General features: G+C 52.8%; 19 protein-coding genes. All 19 read right to left on the bottom strand.

All coding sequences use genetic code 11. The features are described 5' to 3' along the window. On the bottom strand, nt 1-5,909 hold a 5,909-nt coding region (locus C4N24_RS14135; RefSeq protein ID WP_431733138.1), incomplete at its 3' end, for a DEAD/DEAH box helicase family protein. Between the two features lie 86 nt (nt 5,910-5,995). After that, nucleotides 5,996-6,157 (bottom strand): hypothetical protein, encoded by a 162-nt coding sequence (locus tag C4N24_RS15450; protein WP_165852876.1) that lies wholly within the window; start codon nt 6,155-6,157, stop codon nt 5,996-5,998. An 82-nt stretch (nt 6,158-6,239) separates the two neighbouring features. Beyond that, nucleotides 6,240-6,569 (bottom strand): hypothetical protein, encoded by a 330-nt coding sequence (locus tag C4N24_RS14115; RefSeq protein WP_098924829.1) that lies wholly within the window; start codon nt 6,567-6,569, stop codon nt 6,240-6,242. A gap of 61 nt (nt 6,570-6,630) precedes the next feature. Further along, nucleotides 6,631-7,566 (bottom strand): hypothetical protein, encoded by a 936-nt coding sequence (locus tag C4N24_RS14110; protein ID WP_112091929.1) that lies wholly within the window; start codon nt 7,564-7,566, stop codon nt 6,631-6,633. Nucleotides 7,567-7,587: 21 nt separating this feature from the next. Further along, nucleotides 7,588-8,310 carry an AAA family ATPase gene (locus tag C4N24_RS14105; protein WP_005921747.1) on the bottom strand — a complete coding sequence of 241 codons (723 nt, stop codon included), beginning with the start codon at nt 8,308-8,310 and terminating at the stop codon, nt 7,588-7,590. Between the two features lie 34 nt (nt 8,311-8,344). After that, on the bottom strand, nt 8,345-8,731 hold the full coding sequence (locus C4N24_RS14100; protein WP_005921746.1) for a DUF2500 domain-containing protein: 387 nt from the start codon (nt 8,729-8,731) through the stop codon (nt 8,345-8,347). A 1-nt stretch (nt 8,732) separates the two neighbouring features. Further along, complete coding sequence (locus tag C4N24_RS14095) at nt 8,733-9,080, bottom strand: DUF6054 family protein (RefSeq protein ID WP_112091928.1); 348 nt, start codon at nt 9,078-9,080, stop codon at nt 8,733-8,735. A gap of 173 nt (nt 9,081-9,253) precedes the next feature. Next, nucleotides 9,254-9,457: a transposon-transfer assisting family protein gene (locus C4N24_RS14090; RefSeq protein ID WP_015537699.1), complete on the bottom strand. Its 204-nt coding sequence runs from the start codon at nt 9,455-9,457 to the stop codon at nt 9,254-9,256. Beyond that, complete coding sequence (locus C4N24_RS15445) at nt 9,447-10,715, bottom strand: YodL domain-containing protein (RefSeq protein ID WP_181573112.1); 1,269 nt, start codon at nt 10,713-10,715, stop codon at nt 9,447-9,449. The genes C4N24_RS14090 and C4N24_RS15445 overlap by 11 nt, the downstream gene beginning before the upstream one ends. After that, complete coding sequence (locus tag C4N24_RS14080; RefSeq protein WP_112091933.1) at nt 10,715-12,787, bottom strand: DNA topoisomerase 3; 2,073 nt, start codon at nt 12,785-12,787, stop codon at nt 10,715-10,717. Before C4N24_RS14080 ends, C4N24_RS15445 begins: the two co-directional genes overlap by 1 nt. Before the next feature lie 61 nt (nt 12,788-12,848). Further along, nucleotides 12,849-13,583, bottom strand: coding sequence for a DUF4366 domain-containing protein (locus C4N24_RS14075; protein WP_112091927.1), 735 nt, complete (start codon nt 13,581-13,583; stop codon nt 12,849-12,851). Further along, entirely contained in the window at nt 13,567-13,839 is a 273-nt protein-coding gene (locus tag C4N24_RS14070; RefSeq protein WP_112091926.1) for a DUF4315 family protein, read from the bottom strand. Before C4N24_RS14070 ends, C4N24_RS14075 begins: the two co-directional genes overlap by 17 nt. Before the next feature lie 12 nt (nt 13,840-13,851). Continuing rightward, a complete protein-coding gene (locus C4N24_RS14065; protein ID WP_112091925.1) occupies nt 13,852-15,600 on the bottom strand; it encodes a C40 family peptidase in 1,749 nt (582 codons plus the stop codon). Further along, a complete protein-coding gene (locus C4N24_RS14060) occupies nt 15,593-17,962 on the bottom strand; it encodes a VirB4-like conjugal transfer ATPase, CD1110 family (RefSeq protein WP_112091924.1) in 2,370 nt (789 codons plus the stop codon). Before C4N24_RS14060 ends, C4N24_RS14065 begins: the two co-directional genes overlap by 8 nt. Beyond that, nucleotides 17,937-18,299, bottom strand: coding sequence for a PrgI family protein (locus C4N24_RS14055; RefSeq protein WP_044960449.1), 363 nt, complete (start codon nt 18,297-18,299; stop codon nt 17,937-17,939). Before C4N24_RS14055 ends, C4N24_RS14060 begins: the two co-directional genes overlap by 26 nt. Nucleotides 18,300-18,314: 15 nt before the next feature. Continuing rightward, on the bottom strand, nt 18,315-19,181 hold the full coding sequence (locus tag C4N24_RS14050) for a VirB6/TrbL-like conjugal transfer protein, CD1112 family (protein WP_181573111.1): 867 nt from the start codon (nt 19,179-19,181) through the stop codon (nt 18,315-18,317). A 228-nt stretch (nt 19,182-19,409) separates the two neighbouring features. Beyond that, nucleotides 19,410-19,625, bottom strand: coding sequence for a Maff2 family mobile element protein (locus C4N24_RS14045; RefSeq protein WP_015565185.1), 216 nt, complete (start codon nt 19,623-19,625; stop codon nt 19,410-19,412). Between the two features lie 133 nt (nt 19,626-19,758). Further along, nucleotides 19,759-19,974: a Maff2 family mobile element protein gene (locus C4N24_RS14040; protein ID WP_015565186.1), complete on the bottom strand. Its 216-nt coding sequence runs from the start codon at nt 19,972-19,974 to the stop codon at nt 19,759-19,761. A 136-nt stretch (nt 19,975-20,110) separates the two neighbouring features. Next, nucleotides 20,111-21,361, bottom strand: a 1,251-nt coding sequence (locus C4N24_RS14035) for a VirD4-like conjugal transfer protein, CD1115 family (RefSeq protein WP_112091922.1), incomplete at its 5' end; no start/stop codon positions are given.

The following is a 21,361-nucleotide window of genomic DNA, read 5'->3' as shown; positions in this document are numbered from 1 at the left end:
AACTTGCTGTTGGGGTCATCGGGCAGAGCGGAATTCATCAACCGCTGGTCAAGACCGATTTTGCGGCCATCCGACGTGATTTTCAACATATTATCCACAGAGGGGTCAACAGAACCGCTGTGGACTTCGGCTGCACGTTCGCTCAACGCCTGCACCATATCCTGTTGGATTTCCGAAGGTTTGACCACAACCGTCTCAAATTTTGCATCAGGCACTGGGAGATGAAGCTGGTCGCTGGTCTTGATATCTGCTGCTTCTTTGAACATCGCCATCAGTTCAGGCAAGTTGAAGAACTTTGCAAAACGAGTGCGCGCACGGTATCCGGTGCCTTCGGGCGCAAGTTCAATGGCCGTGGTCGTCTCACCGAAGGTGGATGCCCACGCATCAAAATGGGTCAACCCTTTCTGCTGCAAGGTGTTGTACTGGAGGTAGCGCATGAGGGTGTACATCTCGGTCATACTGTTGCTCAGGGGTGTACCCGTTGCAAAAATCACGCCACGGCCACCGGTGATTTCATCCAGATAGCGACACTTGCCGAACATATCGCTGGATTTTTGTGCCTCGCTCGTACTCAAACCTGCGACATTACGCATTTTCGTGTACAAGTAGAGGTTCTTAAACGCTTGGCTCTCATCCACAAACAACCTGTCTACGCCCAATTGTTCAAATGTGACCACATCATCCTTGCGGTCGGTGGTCTGCAGCTTCTCCAATTTCTGCTTCAGAGTTTTGCGCAGCTTTTCCAGCTGTTTCACGGTGAAATGCTCTCCGGCCTGCTCTTTTGCTTCCTCGATGGCCTCTTCAATTTCATCCATCTGCTCCTGAATCAGCCGTTCCTGCCGCTCTGCAGACAGCGGGATTTTCTCAAATTGCGAGTGACCGATGATGACAGCATCATAGTCGCCGGTCGCAATTCTTGCACAGAATTTTTTGCGATTACCGGGTTCAAAATCTTTCTTGCTGGTGACCAACAGTTTTGCGTTGGGGTACAGGCGCAAAAACTCGCTGGCCCATTGCTCCGTCAGGTGGTTCGGCACCACAAAAAGGCTTTTCTGGCACAAGCCCAGGCGTTTCAGTTCCATAGCGGAAGCTGCCATCTCAAAGCTCTTGCCGGCACCGACTTCGTGCGCCAAAAGGGTGTTATACCCATACAGCACATGGGCAACCGCATTGCGCTGATGCTCTCGCAAATTGATCTCCGGGTTCATGCCCACAAAATGAATGTGACTACCGTCATACTCACGGGGCCGGGTGCTGTTAAAAAGTTCGTTGTACTTCTTCACCAGCAGAGTGCGCCGCTGTGGGTCTTTCCAGACCCATCCGGCAAAAGCGTCCTTGATGGCCTGCTGTTTCTGCTGGGCGAGAGTGGTTTCGTTCTGGTTCAGCACACGTTTTTCTTTGCCATCCTCCACGATGGTATCATAAACGCGGCTGTCACGCAAGTTCAGGGTATCCTCCAAAATCTTATAAGCGTTGGCTCGGCGGGTACCGTAGGTTTCAGTAGCCATAATGTCACCAAAGCCAGTAGCAGATTTATTGCTGATCCGCCATTCGGAAGTGTAAGGAGAGTAGCGAACGGTGATGGCGTTGTTGTATCGGATACGATAGGGCGGCTGAAAAGTTTCCATCATGAACTGCTGCACGATAGAGGGATCAAGCCATGTAGCACCCAGCCGCACATCAATTTCAGATGCTTCCAAATCTTTGGGCTGCGCCTTGGTCAGTGCGTCCACATTGACCTTGAACTCCGGGTGACTTTCCGCAGCAAGCTGTGCCATCCGCAGCTTATCGCGTACATTACCCGAAAGGTATTCGTCCGCTGTTTGCCAACCGGCTTCCGGGTCGTCAGCATCCGCAGCAGGGTCTTTGAAAATCACGCCGGACAATTCGGTGGTGATGCGCCCGTACTCGCCGGGTGTGCCCAGCAGTTCTGCCATATAAGGCAGATCAACCTTGCCATGCTCCCCGATGGACACTGCCAGTGCTTCACTGGGGGTATCCACGCTGGTGACAACACGCTCTGGCCGAATCGTCCGCTTGGTGAACATATCTGCTTTGGACTTGAGATTTTTATTCTCGTCCAGATTCTCCAGTGAGCAGAGCAGATAGTAGGAACTGTCATCATCGAACAGGCGGGCATTTTTCTTGTCGTTGATCAGCCCGTATTTTGCAGTAAAGGTATCGTAGGCGGCGTTCAATTTTGCTTGCGATGCCTTAATGTCCTCGTCCGGGAAGTCGTTCAGCTGCTGGTCAATCAGTTCGTTGACGATCTGCCGCAACTCCACCATACCAGCTACACGGCCTTTGGCGTTGTCGGACAGTTCGATCTGCGTCATGATAGAGTTCTCTCGGTAGTAGATCTCGCCATCAACAACCGTATAGCTAAAATTCTTCACAGTCGGGTCTGCGGGCAGCGTTTTGCGCTGTGCTTCCGCATCTGCGACGTCCGGGGCAGCAATCTCCACCGCAGTGTAATTGCCCTCGATGTGCTGCACCGCCTCGGCAAGCTGGTCTGCAAGGCTGGTGCCCTCGATGGGTACAACGGTCAGGTCGTGACCATATTGGGTGCTTTCCAGTTCCAAATTTCCCAGCACCATCTCCGGGTGGTCCGCAAAGTAGCTGTTGATAGCGATGCCATCTGCCGTCTTTCCCAGCTGCACCCATGCAGGTTCAATATCCGCAGGGCGGTCACGCTTCTGCAAAAAGATAATATCGCTGACAACATCCGTGCCTGCATTTGCCTTAAACGCATTGTTGGGCAGACGGATAGCCCCCAGCAAATCGGCTCGTTCTGCCATGTGCTTGCGGGCAGAAGAATCTTTACTGTCCAGCGTGTAACGACTGGTAACAAACGCCACCACACCGCCCGGACGCACTTGGTCGATGGTTTTCGCAAAGAAATAATTGTGGATGCTGAAGTTCAGCTTGTTATACGCTTTGTCGTTGACTTTGTAATTGCCAAACGGTACGTTGCCGACCGCTAAATCGTAGAAATCCCGCCTATCCGTGGTTTCAAATCCGGCCACTTTGATGTTGGCCTCCGGGTACAGCTTTTGGGCAATCCGGCCCGTGATACTGTCCAGTTCCACACCGTACAGACGGCTGTCAGCCATGCCAGAGGGCAGCATACCGAAAAAGTTGCCAATACCCATGGAAGGCTCCAAGATATTTCCAGACTGGAAGCCCATCTTTTCCACAGCATCATAGATGGCGCGAATTACCACCGGAGAGGTATAGTGGGCATTCAGAGTGGAAGCGCGGGCGGCGGCATACTCCTCTTCGGTGAGCAACCCTTTCAGTTGGGTGTACTCGGCAGACCAGTTTTCCTTGTTGGGGTCAAAGACATCTGCAAGACCGCCCCAGCCTACATACTGCGAAAGCACCTGCTGCTCCTCGGCGGTGGCACCGCGATGCTCCTGCTCCAAAGTGCGCAAGGTCTGGATGGCTTCAATATTGCGGGCGAATTTCTGCTTGGGGCCTCCGACACCCAAATTATCATCCGTGATGTGAAAATTTCCTGCGGCTTCCGGCATCGGTTCAGCGTTCAGGGCTTCGTCTGCGGCAGCAGCATCCGGAAAGGTCTGCCACTCGCCATTGACCTCCACAGAGATAGGCAACTTGTCCAGTTCCTCATCAGGTGTAGGTTCATCCCGCCGCAGACCGTCCTCGAATTGCTGCTTGTTGAGTACCTCGTTATCCCACGACTGCCCATGCGCGCTGGTGTCGATGCGCACATCGGTTTCGCCAACATAGCCGATTTTGCCTTCGATGGTTCGGGTGGGAAGGTCAACAACAACTTCGTCACCGACCTTGTAATCAACAGCCTTTTCAGGAGAAACGTCAATAATTTCATCCTGCTGCTGTTCATACAGTTCCCGGATATTGGGCAACCGTTCAACCCGGAAGATGGGCTGTCCGCTGTTGGTCAAGTCCATGTCCTGCAAGCTGACGGATTTGAACATGAAGTTGACGTGATCCACACGGAAATCCCGGCCATCTAGCTTGATGATGATGCCGATCGGCAGATAATCTTCCTCTCGCAGATATTTTGTCTGATGGTGGGTACCATCTCCGCCCTGTCCGGCTAGATAGATGCTGTTGCCCTCGGCCCACAGCTTCTGCGATTTTGCTACCCACTCTCTGCGCAAAAAGCCGGTCACTTTGACTTTTCCCAGCGCATTTTCCTGTGACAGCAAATTAGAACGAAAAACTTCCTTTACAGTGATTGCATCTTTGTCATAGAACAGAAAATATCCGCCCAGTTCAAAGCCAATCAGGGTATTGGGGTACTGCTCTTTCAGAGCATTGTATTCGGCAGCGGCATCACCATCCAGCATTGGGAGCTGTCGTTCCGCTTCCTGCACGGCGGCACGATGCTCTTTTTCCTTATCGGTCAGGTAGCGGTCAGACTGAATCATCAGGTCGATGTATTTCTCGACCTGTGTCCAGCTTAACGTAACCTTTTGATGATCCGGGTAGTGGTCAAATTCAAGTCCTTTTCCATCATGATTTACAAAACCGCTGCTGCCATCCAGAAAATCCTGCGAATGTCCGCCGATGCCGTACTCTTTCGCCAATGCTTTAGCGCGGAGTTTGCGGTCGGGCTGTGTCTGGTACAGTTCGATGATTCGCTGCTTGCCATCCTGAAAACCGGAACCATGCTTGCGCAGTTCATTCTCAATTTCAGCCTGCGACAAAACAAAAGCGGAGGGCGATTTTTCGCTCTCCGCTCGGTCGATATGTTCAATTTGCTGGGCTTCGGTAGGGATGGCGACATCGAAGAAACTTAGCTGTAGATCAGCTCCGTCAGCACCAGTTCCTCGGCCTGCGCTTTCAGGCTGTTCATGTGCTGCACCCACGCCATTTGCTGGCTCTCCTTGTCCGGGGCCGGGGTCTGTTTCAGAAGCTGCGCCATGGTCTGCTGCATCCGGTTCTCTGCTGTCTGCTCCACCTCCATCAGGTGCGGGTACAGGCTCCCGTTCAGGAGCATCGTGTTGTACAGCACTGGGCGATGGTCTTTCAGGTACGTCCGGCGCAGCCTGCCGTACTTGCCCAGCGGGGTCTTCGGCTGATGCATGGTCAGGTTCGGGAGAAAATAATCCCCGGTCTGCGTGTAACTCAGATTGCTGCTCATATTCATGCTGGCTCCTTTCATTGTTTCGGCGGCGAATGGTGGTTTTTACGGTGCGCTCAATTTGGCGTAAGACCTCCCGGCTCATGTCGCTGACGGCTGCGCCGAGGGCGTAAACACTGTCTGGGGTGGAAAACTCGTGGATGGCTCGGAAGTCGTCCTTGTCGAACCACCCGGCAGGCTCAATTCCGCAGCGTTCCAGCAGCGTGTAGGTGACGCTGATGGCGGCGGCGGACTTGAACTGCATCTCCACCCCGGCTTCATCATAATCCATCAGCAGCGAACCGTCAACGATGGCGCGGATGTCGCCGCCGTTGTTGTCCCAGTAATCTGCCACCAGTTTCCCCGCAACATCCGCAAGCTGCTGGCTGACACGCTCCCCGCTGATGCCGTAGGTCTTACTCAACATTTCCGAAACAGGCTGTTTCAGGTCGTCGTTGTACTGCCACACCTCCGGGTCACGGGAATTGCGGCGCACTCCGGTGTCGCTTACGTCAAAGACGTAGTGCAGTCGGGGAAATCCGCTGGATTCGTCCAGCAGAGCGATGCCCTTAGAGCCACGTCTGACATAGCGGTTCATCCGGTTGTTCCAAACATCATAGTCAGCGCAGGCGGTGGCATCCGGGCGCTGGGCATAGATCATCAGCTGGTCTGCAAAGGGGTACTTGTACAGCCGGGATGCGGTGGTCAGGTAATCCGTCCAACTTTCCCAGTACCGGGTCAAGCCGTTGGCCGTGCGCTGGGCAAGGGCGAGATATTCTTCGGTTTTGTTTGGCATTTTGGCCTCCTTTTTCAGATTTTAGGGTATAAAAATAGCGGGCAACCGTTTTGGGGTTGCCCGCTGGAAAGTGTATCGAGATAAGATTATTTGCTATTGCCCTTTATGTACTTCATAACGCAGCACCCCATCACGATGACGGGAAGCACGGTTCGTAAACCGAGGTCGCCGACCCGCACATTTACATCAATCACAAGCCCTGCAAACCATGCCGCTAAAGTGAAAACAGTTGCCCAACCGTAACTCATAGAACTGTACTCCTTCATATGTGAATATTCAAAACTCTCTTCTCAGCTTCAGCTTTCATAGCTGCCCGCAAGGAACTTACATTTATTCGACTCGAATGTTTACCGGATTCAGTGTAAGGTTTCCTCTGCCTACCACCTTATACCATTTGCCTCGTTCAAGTTTGATTCTTTCCGTTACGCCCTGTGTAATATATCCGATTTTGTATTTTTCTCCAGTCTCAACATCGGTAAAGACCACATCAGTATCACAATCGCCGCTTACTTTTACAGTTCCCCAAAGTGGCTGTATTTGTTCTGTCTTTATAGTGCCTTCATCATCTGAAAGGGTGAAAGTATGGCTTCTCTGAATATTGATATAAATCATTACCAGAAAAACCGCTGCCAGACATAAGGCAAACTTTCTTGTTTTCATCGAAACACCTCCTGTAAATTCGGTTTTATCGAATCATATCACATAAGCGGACTCTTCAAACTTACAGCTCAGTTTCCACCGCAAGCTGCTCCTGCTTCTCTTTTTCATCAGCGATTTGGACATCAACATCTTCGCGCATCTTTTTTAGAAGTGCAAGGACTCGCTTGATTTGACCTTTGGTATTCTCCACCCTGCTCTGTGCCTGATTGATGTGATCCAGAACTGCCCAGTCTGCAAAGAGGCCGTCAAAGAAGAAATCCGCAAATTTCAAAAAGCTGTCCACCGTAACCTGAAGGTCTGCGGTGATCTCAACATCGGCAAGCTCAGTTTTGAACCGCCGCAGTTCCACTTGAAGCTGTTCGATTTGTTCCTGTGCATCGTCCAGTTCCTCATACTTGGCAAGATCGGCCATCAAACCGCCGCCCATTACGTCCCATGTACTCCAGCCCTCGGCATTGTCGAGGGTTTCCAGAACTTCGTTGACCGTATGCAGGGCGGTCTTTCCGGCATTGATAGCTTCCAGCAGCTCCCGTTTTTGGACTTTCAGCGCGGCAATACGGCTTTCGCTTTCCGCAATCTGCTGTGCGGCAGGGTGAGCAGAGACTTTGATGCTTTTGATTTTTTCGGAAAGAGCAGCTTGATACCGCCTTTCGCAATCGGACAGCCTTACCAGCCTATTTTGAATCTGCTCCATGTCGGCATCAACGGAAGAAAGGTCATGGAGAGCCGCATCGTACTTGACGCGGGCTGCATAGGCTTCCTGCCGTTCTTTGTCCAGCTTTTCATCCATTTTTCCAATCACTTGATAGAAAAATGCGGCAAGGCTGTGTCCCTCCAGACGGTCCACATCAGCCTGCTCTGCCAGCTTGGATTTTTCCAGCTTTTTCAGGCAATCAGCAAGCGTATCTCTCTGGGCGGTCAGTTCTTTCTGTTTTGCTTCGCAGCTTTTCTTTTCAGCGACCTGCTGCCAAAGCTCTTTCAACGTAGAATCACTCATATGGAATGTCCTTTCCCGGCATTACGTTTCTTCGTTCAGAAGCTGGTTCAAAAAATGCTGCCGATTATTTACAAATGTTTTGGTGATAACGTAGCTGTCCGTATCTTCATACTGACAAGGATGAATCGTGCCATTGTCGAAGCTAAAAATTTCAGCATCAGGCATTCCGAGGAGAATGGGTGAATGTGATACGATAATGAATTGCGCCCCTTCTTGGGCACACCGATAAATGTTGATCAGTAACGTGAGCTGCCGCTGCGGGGATAAAGCGGCTTCCGGCTCGTCAAAAATATAGACTCCATCTGCACCCATGTAGTCCTGCGCAATGGCGAGGAAACTTTCACCGTGTGATTTTTGGTGATAGCCTTTGGAGGGATGATCGTCATCGGAATAGTCGATTTCCTTGGTGGCTACATTATAGAAACTCTCTGCTCGGAGAAAATACCCGAACTTTGGTCTGCGATACCCCTTGGAAATCGTCATAGCCTCACATAGTTCCGAATGGGAGTTGTATGTGGAAAATGAATAGTTCTTCGTTCCACCCTCTGCGTTGAAGCCGTAAGCAACAGCGATTGCTTCCAGAAGCGTAGATTTTCCACTTCCATTTTCGCCAACAAAGAACGTAATGGGCTTATGGAATGTAAAAGTGTCGATTCCACTGATGGCAGGAATCTGACGAACATAATTGTATGGGCGAACTCTGTTCCAGTCGATGGTCAGCCCTTGGATAAATAGATCGTTCATACAGCACTCCTTACTATATAGTGTAGGAGAACACTTAGTTCCGCTCAAACCCAAGATAGCGGGTGCCCTGAAAACTCAGCTTTCCGATGTCGCCCTGCACGAGCAGACCATAATCGCTTCCGTCCACTTCAAATTCCATCCGGTCGCCGCTCTCCACCTGAAAAGTCACATAGTACGATGTAAATGTGCTAGTGTCGTATCCGTGCGCACCGGACATATCTCCGGCATTGGCACTGCTGGAATGCGAAACATCGGTGCGCTTTGCTACCACTGTTGCCGGAACGGTAAGCCGCGGCGAGTGGTTGTTTTTGTTCCATGTGCGGAGATTTGAAATTAGAGCAAAGAAAAACATTCCAATAAAAAGCAGGAACAGGATTGGGAAAATGAAGCTGAATATAGCGTCAAACCATCCAAAAAACATTTTACTCCTCCAAAATTTCTTCCAGCAGGTCCTTTACATCGTCCAGAAAAGATTCTTCTCCGAGGGTGTTCACCTTGAAGAACACCGCCTGACTGCCGCCTGCGGTGATGGCAGACAGGCGGATCGGACTGTCTCCATTCTGGAACAGGGTCAGAGTCAGGCTCAGGCGGTTGCCGCCCATCATGCTGTACCGCTCAAACACACGGACACTGCACCGGGCGTCGGCTTCTTTGAAGTCACTGCCTGCCTCCAAATCTGCCGACCAACTGCTGTCTGGAATTTCATTTTCCAGCTTCCGAAGCAGCTTGTCAAAGTTTTTGTTTCGGATGGTCTTTTCAAAGATTGCCATAATGGTTCCTCCGTTCTGACAATTAAAATTCAGTCCCTTATTTTTGATACGAGCAGAGCCACAGGAAAATTGCGGAGAAATCGCTTGAAGAGAGGAATTTTGTCTAATTTGATTATAGCATATCTTTTGGAAGAACAAAATACTTTATGTACGCCGCCCGCAGGCGGCGAAAGTCAGTCCGGGGGAAATTCCAGTTCGGCAAACTCGGCATCGGTCAGCAGTTTCAGCTTCTCGATAACACCTTCCGACAACTCCCGCAGGGCGGTCTCATCGGGCATCAGGTAGCACTGCATGAGCCGCAGTTCATGGATAAGCCCCAGCCGGGTGCCGGTGTTGTAGAGCATCATCAGCATCAGTTCTTCATGGTCAAAGTTCATGGTCGCTCCTTTCTTTTTTACATCCGCTGGGATTACACTCCGGGGCATCGCACTTCACTTTGAGTGTTTGCAAAACCGAGGTGCGTTCCGGCTTTTTATCCAGAAATCCCGGCAGTTCCTTGAAGCCGATGCTGTCCACATAATGCGCCGATATTTTTCCACCCTGATTCAGCATGATCACATCGCTGACCGACAGGCTGTGCCCATGGTAATCCGTCGGGCGGGCGCAGTTGAATTTCTGGTACAGTTGTTCCAGCAGCTCCGCTTGCGGAACGCTGCGTTTTCCTTCCGGGAGATTACCCCGGTAAAGAATCTCGTAATTTTCAATGGACGGAGCGATGTTCTGCTTATTCAGGTAGCGCATAGACGCAAAGCGGAGCACAGGGTCTGCATCCTGTTGCAGCTGCATGACCAGATAGCAGTCGTGCCCGCTCTGCTGGAATTGCTTCATCCGATACGACTGAATCTCGTTTCGGTCTGCAAGTTTCTGGGCAAACTCCTCTTGAGTGAGCGGGATGCAGTCCTTGTTCCGCAGATTGTGGCTGTATAGGATCTCGTCCCGCACTTCTTCGATCATCAGTTCGGGCGCATCAATTTTCCCACGCTCCAACAGGCAGCAGTCGCCCTGATAGAGAGCATAATTCCATGCGCCACCCTCTGCCTGCACGGTGAGATAATAGTCGTATTCCAGATTCCACGCCCGCTGTTCCTGCTGCGTTAAAGGCTCCGGCTCCACGATGGCATGACTGCGCGCCATGCGCTCTGCAAATTCACAGATGTGCAGTACTGAGGAGCCACTTTTCATGTGGTAACCATCGAGATATTCGACCACCTCGGAACGCTGGTGCCCATCCGGGTAGGTTATCTGCACAACGCCGCCGTCCGGCACCCGGAACAACTCGTTGTACATTGGGTCGATGAACCGCACATCGTTCTCCGGCAGAGAACGCGGAGCCAGATTCCGGCGTTTCCGAACCCCGGAGCGGAACTTCTCCAAGGTGGTGACAGCGACATTCTGGATCTTTCCCACAGGCTCGTCTGGATGCTCTGCCAGATAGTACGCACGGGCGGTCTCGATGCGCCGCTGGGTGTTGCCCAGAACTTCCCGCGGAATCTGCCCTTCCTCCACCGGGAGAGGGCTGTTCTTGTCAAAGACCTCGTACCCGACCCCTGCGAGATTTTCCCGCAGATGAAGGTACAGATGCTCGTTGAGGAGGTAGACCGCCTCGTTATCCTTTATTACGGCGTCATCCTTCATCAGCAGCCACCCTCAAATTCCAGCGAAAACTTGCTGCGGCCATCGACCTCAGTGCTCAGCAGCACGGTGGCATTGTAGGTCTTGCCCTTGGCGCTCTTGCAGTCCTTCAGGCGGACCCGACCATCCCGCAGCAGCTTGTCTGCCACATGAGCGTCCAGACGCTTCCCCAAACGCTTAAAGAACGCATTGTCCTTCCACAGCACGAAACGACAAGGGTTGGATTCACAGAACCAGCCTTTTTCACGCTCTACAACATTTGCACCGCAATTCGGGCAGACACCAATAATTTTGTTTTTCATAAGCGCATTCGCTCCTTTTTTCATTTCCGTGTTCTTTACCAGTTCGGTAATCATCGTATTGATCTCGGTCATAAATTCGCTCGGCTCCATTTCGCCACGTTCGATTTGCAGCAGCTTTGTTTCCCAATCGGCGGTCATTTCCGGGGATTGGATTTCTTCGGGCATCACAGTGATAAGGGCTTTTCCCTTATCCGTGGGCAGCAGCACCTTGGTTTTCTTGGTGCCTTTCCGTTCCAGAAAGCCCTTCTGCACCAGCTTTTCGATGGTGGCGGCTCTGGTTGCCGGAGTGCCGATGCCCTGACGCTCTACACCCTCCGGCATACTGTCTGCACTGGCGGTTTCCATCGCATGAAGTAGAAGGTCCTCGGTGAAATGCTTTGGCGGGGACGTTTGACCTTCCTTCAGTTCGGCATCAGCAACGCTGCACTGACTCTGCTCTTGCGCATCGGGCAGAACAACTGCTTCCTTTTGCTTGCCCAGAAGTTCCCCCAGCATTTTTCGTTCCATGGCTTTCCATCCGTCGGACAGCACCACCTTGCCTTTTGCGAAAAACTCCTCTTCAGCGCAGATGGTGGTGAGCGTAGTTTCTGCATAGCGGTGCGGTTCGCCTACGGCGCAGAGCAGCCGTGCGGAAATCAGCCGCAGGACATTCCGCTCTCCGGCAGGGAGGGCGGCAAGATCTGCGTTTGCCATGCTTTTCGTAGGCAGCAGCGCATGGTGGTCGGTGACTTTGCCGCCATTGATGACCTGCTGCACATGGATGGGAAGCGACTCCTCCACGGCAAACACCTTACCCGTGTCCGTCACCAGCCCCGGCAAGGATGCCGCCATATCTTCCGTCAAAAAGCGGCTGTCCGTGCGGGGGTAGGTGATGAGCCGTTTTTCGTAAAGACTTTGGGCATAATCCAAGGTCTGCTGCGCCGTAAATCCCAACAGACGGTTTGCATCCCGCTGCAATGCGGTAAGGTCATAGAGTTGCGGTGGGCTTTCGGACTTTTCCTTGCGTTCCATCTTTTGCACCGTGGCACGCCCCTCCTTTCGGCATTTGGAAAGCAGCAGTTCGGCATCCGCTTTCTGGGCAAACCGCTTGCTGGATGCGGTGCCGCCGTCCGCAAGGGTCAGTGCAACCGTGTAGAATTTCTCCGGCACAAAGGCGGCAATGGCGGCTTCCCGCACCACTGTCATGGCAAGCACCGGGGTCATAACACGCCCCACCGCCAGCGGTTGACCGTACAGGCACGAAAAAAGCCGGGAAGCGTTGATGCCGACCATCCAGTCGGCACGTTCCCGGCAGAGTGCTGCGTTGTACAGCGCATCGTATTCAGTTGACGGTTTGAGGTGGGCAAAGCCCTCCCGGATGGCAGATTCCTCCATGCTGGACAGCCACAGACGGGAAAAGGGCTTTTTGCACCCAGCCTGCTGGTACACCAAGCGGAAGATCAGTTCTCCCTCGCGCCCTGCGTCCGTAGCGCAGATCACGCTCTCCACATCCGGGCGGTGCATCAGTTTTTGCAGGATATCAAACTGCTTTTTGGTGGACGCAGACACCAAATACTGCCACTTTTGCGGCAGGATGGGCAAGTCTGCAATGCTCCACTTGACGTACTTGGCATCGTAGATGTTGGGCGGTGCCAGTTCCACCAAGTGCCCCACGCACCAGCTTACCAGATAGCCGTTACCCTCAAGGTAGCCGTCCTGACGGCTGGTGGCACCGAGGACTTTGGCGTAGGACATGGCAACCGACGGTTTTTCTGCCACAATCAATTTTACGATAAGAATCCCTCCAATCTGTTTTGGATTGCAATATGTAAGGCGGCAAAATGCCGCCTTAAAATCAGATGGGTTCGGTATCCTCCTCGCCGGTGTCCTCCGGCTCGTCCTCGGTGGGAATCTCAAAATCGCCCTTGTCCTCGGTATAACCTGCATCGGGGTCGAGGGCTTCTTTTTCTGCCTGCTTTTTCTGCTTCTGCTTCGCAAAAACGTAGAAGCCGCCACCTGCCGCCAGCGCAATCAGCACGACTACCCCCAGAAAGCCCGATGCGATCTTTGTGACCTTATTTTCCGTGGGCTGTTCTGTGCCGGATGCCGCTGCTTCTTCGGCGGCTTTCTTGGCTTCTTCCTCGGCTTTCAGCTTGTCCTGCTCTGCCTGTGCCGCTGCTTCCTTTTCGGCGGTATAAGCATCGGCAGCATCTTCCTCCATCAGAGCCAGAAGGTCGGCTTCGTCCACAAGGTTCATAAAGTGGACGGTGTTTTCACCCTTGGCGTTGCGGTCAATAACCAGATAAAACGTATTGCCAGACTTCGACACCAGCGTGATAAACTGCTGACCGCTGCCATCCGAGTAACTTGTGTGGTAATCGTCCACCAGCGTCAGATTGCCCTCCGGGGTCAGAGCACCGGTTTCCTCATCGGTCACGGTGACAGCCTCTTCCTCTTCGGTGGCAGCAGTCAGGACAGGCTGTTCCACTTCCTCCACAGGTTCGCCGTCATAGGCAAAAGCAGGAGCTGCCATGCCAGCGCACAGTGCCACCGACAGCACCAGCGCACATACCTTATTCATCATCTTCATTATCGGGGTCCTCCTTATCAATGGTAGCACCGACTGCGGACAGCGCAGCCGGGTTCGGGGTGGAAGTTGCGGACTGCCGCAGCAAGGCGGCAAGCTGTTCCGGCGTGACCTTTGCCGTCCGAACCATCTCGTTCACTTCGGCGGCTTCCGCTTCCTGAATGCGCCGCTCAAGGCTTTCGATGCGGTTGTTGATCTTGATGCGCCGCTCCTTCTCTTTTTCCAGAGAAGCGCGCAGCTTATCGAGTTTTTCGCTCATACTTTCCTCCAATCATTTTGAGAGCCGCCCAAAACCGGACAGATATTTCTGCCAGTAGGACGAGTGAATGTTTGCGTACTTGATGGGGTCGCCGGCGGACACCATCATCCCGTTTCCAAGGTAGATGCCCACATGACTTTTCCCCGGCGTATCATACGTTCCTTCAAAGAAAACAAGGTCGCCGGGCTTTGCTTCGGCTTCAGAAATATGCTGGCTCTTGTTCCACAGGCCGTTGGCGGTGGTGCGCCCCACATCGTAGCCGTTTTGATTGTAGACCCAGCAGACATAGCCGCTGCAATCGAACCCGGTTTCCGGGGTGGAGCCGCCCCAGACGTAGGGTGTGCCCACATACTTTTGGGCTTCCTTGTAGATGGCGGCGAACTCCTCATCCGTCAGGGCTTCTGCCGGAACCTGATAATCAATGCCCGGCGCGCCAGAGCCATCGGAGCCACCGGGCGGCAGACCGCCGTTAAACAGGTAAGGTCTGCCACCCAAGGTATCTTGAAAAATTTCGTACCGTTTCCATTGGTCGTTATTCAGTTCCTCCCGGATAACTACTTCCAGCCCTTTGTTCACCAATTTTGTGTGGAAGATGCGGTACTCGTAGGGAACTTGCACGGTGTAGGGGATGCCAGTAAAAATGTCGATCATCACTACCGTGCGGTATCGGGTCTGGACTTCTACCCATGTGGTCAGCTTGTATTGCTTAGCAAACGTCTCCTTGAGTTTTGCCTGCACCTCGCTGCGGGTGTAGTCGTCGTAGAGAGTAGTCAGGAACGAAGTGAGCTGCCAAGGATCGTGCTCAATAGCATCCAGATGGTATCGGTATTCGTCATAGCCGGGGTGGTCGGTTGGGGTACGCTTGATCTTTTTATCCAGTTCCTTTTCCAGCTTCTTGTAGTCGGTTTCGGCTCCCCGGATGTCCCGGTCCTCTGCGGTATAAATGGTCTGCCCGGATACCTGCGTGGTGCCGGAGAACAGAATGGAACAGGACGAAAACGCTGACATGACCAGCAGCAGGAGCAAAAGAAAAACGCCCACGATCAAAAGAACGTGCGCGTTGCTCTTTGCAAAATTGGCAATGCCGTTGACTGCGGTGCTGACCACCGATCTTCCTTTGTCGATGACCTGCTCCATACCGGACTTTGCAGCAGGAACACCACCAGATGCAGCTTTCTGACCGCCTGCGGTCTGTGCAGCGGTGCTGCCCGACCGGGTTGCGGCACGGTAGCTTTTCTGAATATCCTGTTTCTGCCGCCATCGTGAGAGCCAGTTGGAGCCGCCCTCGCCGGTGCAGGATGCGCCTGCATCTTGTGCCGCAGTCGGCTCCTGCGGGAAAGATTTTGCGGTTCGGGCGCCTTTCTTGCCTTGCATCTTGGCTTTCTTTTTCAGCTTTCTGGCGTAACGGCTCTTGGAAATATCGTGGGTAGTCTCAGCGGCTTTTTCGCCCTCGCTTAAAGCCTGCGTGCCCACATTATCGTCCTCGTACTGGTCAACCTCCCGATGCACCGCAGACCGGGCGGCAGCGGCGGCATACATAGCACGTTTCTGCTGCTTTGTCATGCGGGATGCTTCATCCGGGGTGATCTCGGCTTTGCCAAAACGCAGATGCTGGGATTTCTCCGCAGCTTTGTCTGCATCCTGTTTCAGTTTCTGCTTTTTGGGCACCGACTGCTCCACTTTAGACTTTTTCGGAGGGGAGCGTGTAGCCGTGCGCTCCTTTTCCTCCTCGAATTTCAGCTTCGGCTGTTTCTCACTCATGCTTTTGCGCCTCCGCGACTTCGGAAAGGCGGGTCGTAAGGATGCGGTAGAGTTCAAGGTCTTTCGGGAAGTGGTCAACAAAGGGCAGGATCACGTTACCGAAAAACAGCAGCCCTTCACCTTCGCCGGAGTGGGTCACATAGGAAAGCTGATGGGGCGAGATGTTGAGCTGCTTTGCGAGAATCTGTCGGTCTCCGTTGGCCTGATTGAGCATATACACAAAGTCCGAGTTCTCAAAAATATTCGATACTTCGGGACTTGCCAGCAGATCTTTGACGTTCTGCGTTAGGGCTGTCGGGATGCCGCCCCACTTACGGAAACGCTTCCAAATCTCCACAGAATAAGCGGCAGTCTGCTCTTCCTTCAAGAGCAAATGGAACTCGTCTGCATAGTACCGGGTGGATTTTCCGGCACTGCGGTTGGCGGTCACGCGCCCCCACACGGCATCCTGTACGATAAGCATACCGAGTTTCTTCAACTGCTTGCCAAGCTGCTTGATGTCAAAACAGACAATGCGGTTATTGATATCCACGTTGGTGTGGTGGTTAAAAATGTTCAGACTGCCCTTGACGTAGATTTCCAGCGCAGCCGCCACATGGCGTGCTTCCGGTTCGTCTTGCGTCAGCAGGGCGTTGTACAGATCTTCCAACAGCGGCATATTTTCTGGGGTGGGATTCTCGAAATACTTGCGATAGATTACATGGACGCAGCGGTCAATGACCGTCTTTTCCACCGGCTGCAACCCTTCTTTGCCGCCCACCACCAGTTCGTACAGGGACAGTACAAAGTCGGCTTTCAAAGCCAGCGGGTTATCCTCTTCCGAATAGTTGCTGTTGATGTCCATAGGGTTGATATACTGGGTGCTGGCAGGGCTGATGTGGATGACCTGCCCATGCAGACGCTCCACCAGCGGAGCGTACTCTGCTTCCGGGTCGCAGATGATGATATCATCGTCCGTCACGAGGAACGCATTGCAGATCTCACGCTTTGCGCTGAAGGATTTACCGGAACCGGGAGTGCCCAAAATCAGACCGTTGGGGTTCTTCAGCTTTTTGCGGTCAACCATAATCAGGTTGTTGGACAGGGCGTTCAAGCCATAATACAGGCTTTCCTTGCCGTTATCGAACAGTTCCTGCGTGGTAAACGGCACAAAAATTGCCGTACTGCTGGTGGTCAGGCCGCGCTGGATCTCGATCTGGCAGTCTGCCAGCGGCAGGCTGCTCATCAGCCCCTGCTCCTGCTGAAAATCAAGGCGGCATAATTCGCAGTTGTGCTTCTGCGCAATGCTGACCGCCTGAAACACGTTGGTTTCCAGTTCCTGCTCAGTCTTGCCGGTGTTCAGGACAAGGAACGTCACCAAAAACATCCGCTCGTTCTGGCTCTGCAATTCCTTCAAAAGTGCCTTGGCATCTCTGCCGTAGGTTGCCAAATCGGACGGCAAAACGTCCATATCGTATCCTGCGCGGACGGCTTTCTTCTGCTCTTCGATTTTGCTGCGGTCCAGTTCCGTGATGGTGTGCTTGATGGTTTTGATGGCCTTGTTCTGGTCAACGGACTGGATGTGCATGGTAACGATCTGGCTGGAATCCATATCAAGGAAATCCTTCAAAAGCTGATCGCTCAGGTCAGAAGCCGTAATATTCAGGAAGCTGACCGCCCCGAAGATGCCGCCCACCTGAAAGGTACGGCTGTTCTTAAACGCCAGCGCAGTGGGGGCAATGGCATCCTTTACGGACAGACCACTGGGCACAAGGTCTTTCCAGTTGAAGTGGAACTTGTTGGCTCCATCCATGTTCAGCATCCCGTGCATCAGCCGCAGACGCTCCGTACCGTCCAGCGGCTTTGCCAGAACGCCCAACCTGTGAAAGTTGTTCATCAGGTCGTTCTGGATGTGCTCTAACCGAGGTTTGACCTGCGCCATGCTGTCGCCCTCGATGCCATAGGTCAGGAATTTGGTCTTGGTCAGGCCGTTGTTGCCCTTGGAAAGCTGCTGCCGCAACATCTGGCTGTACTCGGCTCGCACATCATCAAAGCCATCCTGCTGGTACGGGATGCGGATGGACTTCTCGAAGTCCGCCGAATCGGTGGCGGTATTCACGAAGGACAACTCGAAGTGGATAGAGCTGTCGAAAAAGTTGAGAAAACTGCACCATTCCTCAAAGATGGCGGTCTTGTCCTCCTGCTGCGCCAACTGATAGTTGATATCCTGATACTGGATGGTGCGGGTGTAGTAGCCGGGACGGACACGGCAGGTACCGTCCTCAAACATCCGCTGGAACGGGATGCTTTCCTGTGCCGTGTGGGGCACTGTGGGCTTGGGCGGCTTTTTGCCGTCTTTATTCTTTTTCAGAAACGGAATCATGGGCGTCATCTCCCTTCACAAGCAGTGCATAGTAATTGCGGGTCTGGTACGGACGCACCTTCGGGCGAACAAAGCGCGCCTGAAAGTAGTACCGCAGGATCTTTTCAGCCGGCTGACCGTTTTTCTGGTACATGGCCAGAAAGAACATGGGCAGCATGACCGCCATCATGCCGAGGGTAGCACCGGAATTGCCAGCGGTGTCCCGCAGAACAAAGAACAGCGGCACGCCTACGACTGCCGCTGCACCAAAACAGATAAGCTGCCGGGCGGTCAGGTTGAAGGCTACTTTGGACTTCACCTTGCTGAAATCGCGCGGCACGGAAATATAAGCTGCCAAAATTTCACCTCCGAATCAACGGGCACCCAGCAGAGTTTTGGCGACAGAGCTGGTCTTGAACAGCGAGAAGCAGAGCAGCACCGTGTACCCCACGATGCTCCAGATCGAGTTGATGGCATCCCCGGATATGGCAACATTCTGAAGCAGAACGGCATAGATCGCCACGCAGATCAGGATCAGGAAGCCCTGAAATCCCAGCGCAAACAGAGAACGGAGATAGTTCTGTCCAACATGGGATTGCTCGTGGTTGCCCCATGTTGCCATGGGCACTGGAGCCAGACTGACCATCATGTAGATTTCAATCATTCTTCCGTAGACGATGACGAAAATCACGATGGACAGGATGCGCATGGTGATACCGATGAAGAAGGACTGCAAGAACAGTCCGAACAAGGGTCCTACGTCCATCTGCATCATGCTGGATTGCAACATGGAAAGCCCGATGTCGTTCACCCGTGTGTTGCCGCTGATGATGCCGCTGGAATTTGCCACCACCTGCTGCGTCACATCGAACACCGCCATGATGATGTCGAAAGTGTTGGAGATCATCCAGACCGAAATGGCAGTTTTGAAGATCCATTTCATCAGCAGCGCAGGCTCAAACTGCGCCATGTTGTTGTGCTGTGTGATCATCTCGATCAACTCATAACAGGCGATGAAGGTCAGAATCACGCCTGCAATGGGAAGCACTACGTTCCGGGACAACGCCTCGATCATAGCGAAAACGCGCGGTTCAAAATTGGATGGTTTGGTGCCGACCTGCTGTGCGATGTTGCCCACTTGGGTGTTGACGTCATCAAACAAGCCGGAGAGATTGGACATGATCGCCGCTGTCAGCAGTGACTTGATCCAATCGGAGATTGCTTTGAGAACAGTTTCCACTCAACGCCACCACCCATCAAGAAAAATGGTTGATAAGGGTCTTGAGCAGGTTGAGCAGAAAAATAAGGTGAGTCAGAATCTGCATAATAGCACCATCCTTTCAAAATAAAGGTGAATATTCGATTTGCAATGCGTTTCCTCTTTATAATAAGAATCCGTTTGCCACGGAGGGGCTGAAAATGCTTGCAAGTAAATATGTACGGGGCGGCAAACGCCGCCCGGAAAAGATCAGCCGAACAGACCGCTCAGCAGGGGGATCAGGGTGATACCGATGAGGGCAACGCCGCCGCCAGCCATCAGCTGCTTCATACCCTGACTCTTGGCAGAGGGGTTATCGCCGCCGTAACCTTCCATGAGGTTCACAGCACCCCACACGCCCAGACCGGCACCCAGAGCAACCACCAGAGTCTTCAGAACGTCCACTGCACTGTTAAAGAATTCCATAGTAAAATCTCCTTTGGTTTGAAAAAATGACCCTGCACACACCTGAAATCCGTTTGCAAAAAGCCGAAAACCACGGCGAAGGCTGATTTTCCGGTGTACTTATGGGTCAAACTGTGTTTATTGCGAGAGCGAATTAGCCGAACAGACCGCTCAGCAGGGGCACCAGAGTGATACCGATGAGGGCAACGCCGCCGCCAGCCATCAGCTGCTTCATGCCCTGACTCTTGGCCGAGGGGTTATCGCCACCGTAGCCCTCCATCAGGTTGACGGCACCCCACACGCCCAGACCGGCACCCAAAGCAACCACCAGAGTCTTCAGAACGTCAACTGCACTGTTAAAGAATTCCATAGAAAAATCTCCTTTGTTTTGAAAAGCGACCCTGCACACACCTGAAATCCATTTGCAAAAAGCCGAAAACCACGGCAAAGGCTGATTTTCCGGTGTACCTGTTGGGTCAATGGGTAAAAAATAACCGCTCGTCTTATCAGGCGGGCGGGAGTGAATCAGCATCCACCATGATGAAGGTATCATCCGGGTGGATTTTTTCTTTTCGATTCAAGAACTTCTCGATATCGAGGGCGTTCTTGGGGTCATAATCGGAGGTGTACTTATAGTTCGGGTGCTGGGTCAGGTCGTACTTGTCGCTCAAAAACGGGCGCACACCCCGCAGTTGCAGGATGCACTTGCCGCCATCCAGCACCGCCAGTTCATCCCGGCTCATAAGTTCGTGGCCGAGTTTTTGATAGTTGGTTCCATAGCTTGGGCTATTGCCACGGGTATCAGAATTGTTGTAGCTGTCGATGGTTTCCTTGCCGAGTGCTTCGGCAAGATCTTTCAGGGTGGTAGGCTCACTGCCGCCGAGGAAAATCTGGCTGTCCATGTTGCCCACGATGGTATCCGCGTTGTCTTTGTAGATGGCTTTCAGCTGGCTGCGGGTCTGCAGGACAAGGCAAGCCGAAATCTCTCGGCTGCGGATGGTGGCTACCAGCTTTTCCAGCTGCGGAATCTGCCCGATGTTGGCACACTCGTCGATCAGGCACCGCACATGGACGGGCAGCTTGCCGCCGTATTGGTCATCTGCCTTATCGCAGAGCAGATTGAAAAGCTGGGTGTAGATCATAGAGATCAAGAAGTTGAAGGTGCTGTCGGTATCACTCATAATCAGGAACAATGCCGTTTTCCGGTCGCCCAGCTTGTCCAGTTCCAGTTCATCATACATGGTGGCATCCCGAACTTCCTGAATGTCGAATGGAGATAAACGGGCACCGCAGGAAATAAGGATCGACTTAGCCGTCTTGCCGGCAGCTAATTTATAGAGTTTGTACTGGCGTACGGCAAAGGAATTGGGCTTTTTCTTGCCCAGATCCTCAAACAACAGGTCTACCGGATTCTGATACGTTTCATCGTCCTCGGACACCTGCATGGTGTTGAGCATTTCCAACAGAGTAGCGAAGTTTTGCTCCTCAACAGGGGCTTCATAGTGGAGATACGCGATCAGTGAAACCAGCAAAAGCCGCTCCGCCTTGTCCCAGAAAGGGTCGCCACCTTGCCCCTCACCTTTGGTGTTGGTCATCAGTGCGGTCACGAGTTTCAGTACATCCTTTTCACTGTGGATGTACGCCATGGGGTTATAGCGCATACTCTTGGAAAAGTTGATCGTGTTGAAGAATTTTAGCTTGTAGCCGTGCTTTAACAGGGCTTCTCCACATTCCACGCCGATACTACCTTTCGGATC

The organism is Faecalibacterium prausnitzii (genome assembly GCF_003287405.1).
In the GTDB taxonomy this organism is placed as follows: Bacteria; Bacillota; Clostridia; order Oscillospirales; family Ruminococcaceae; genus Faecalibacterium; species Faecalibacterium intestinale.
Note: the sequence above shows the minus strand (reverse complement) of the source record. Positions and strands in the feature narration are given on the sequence as shown.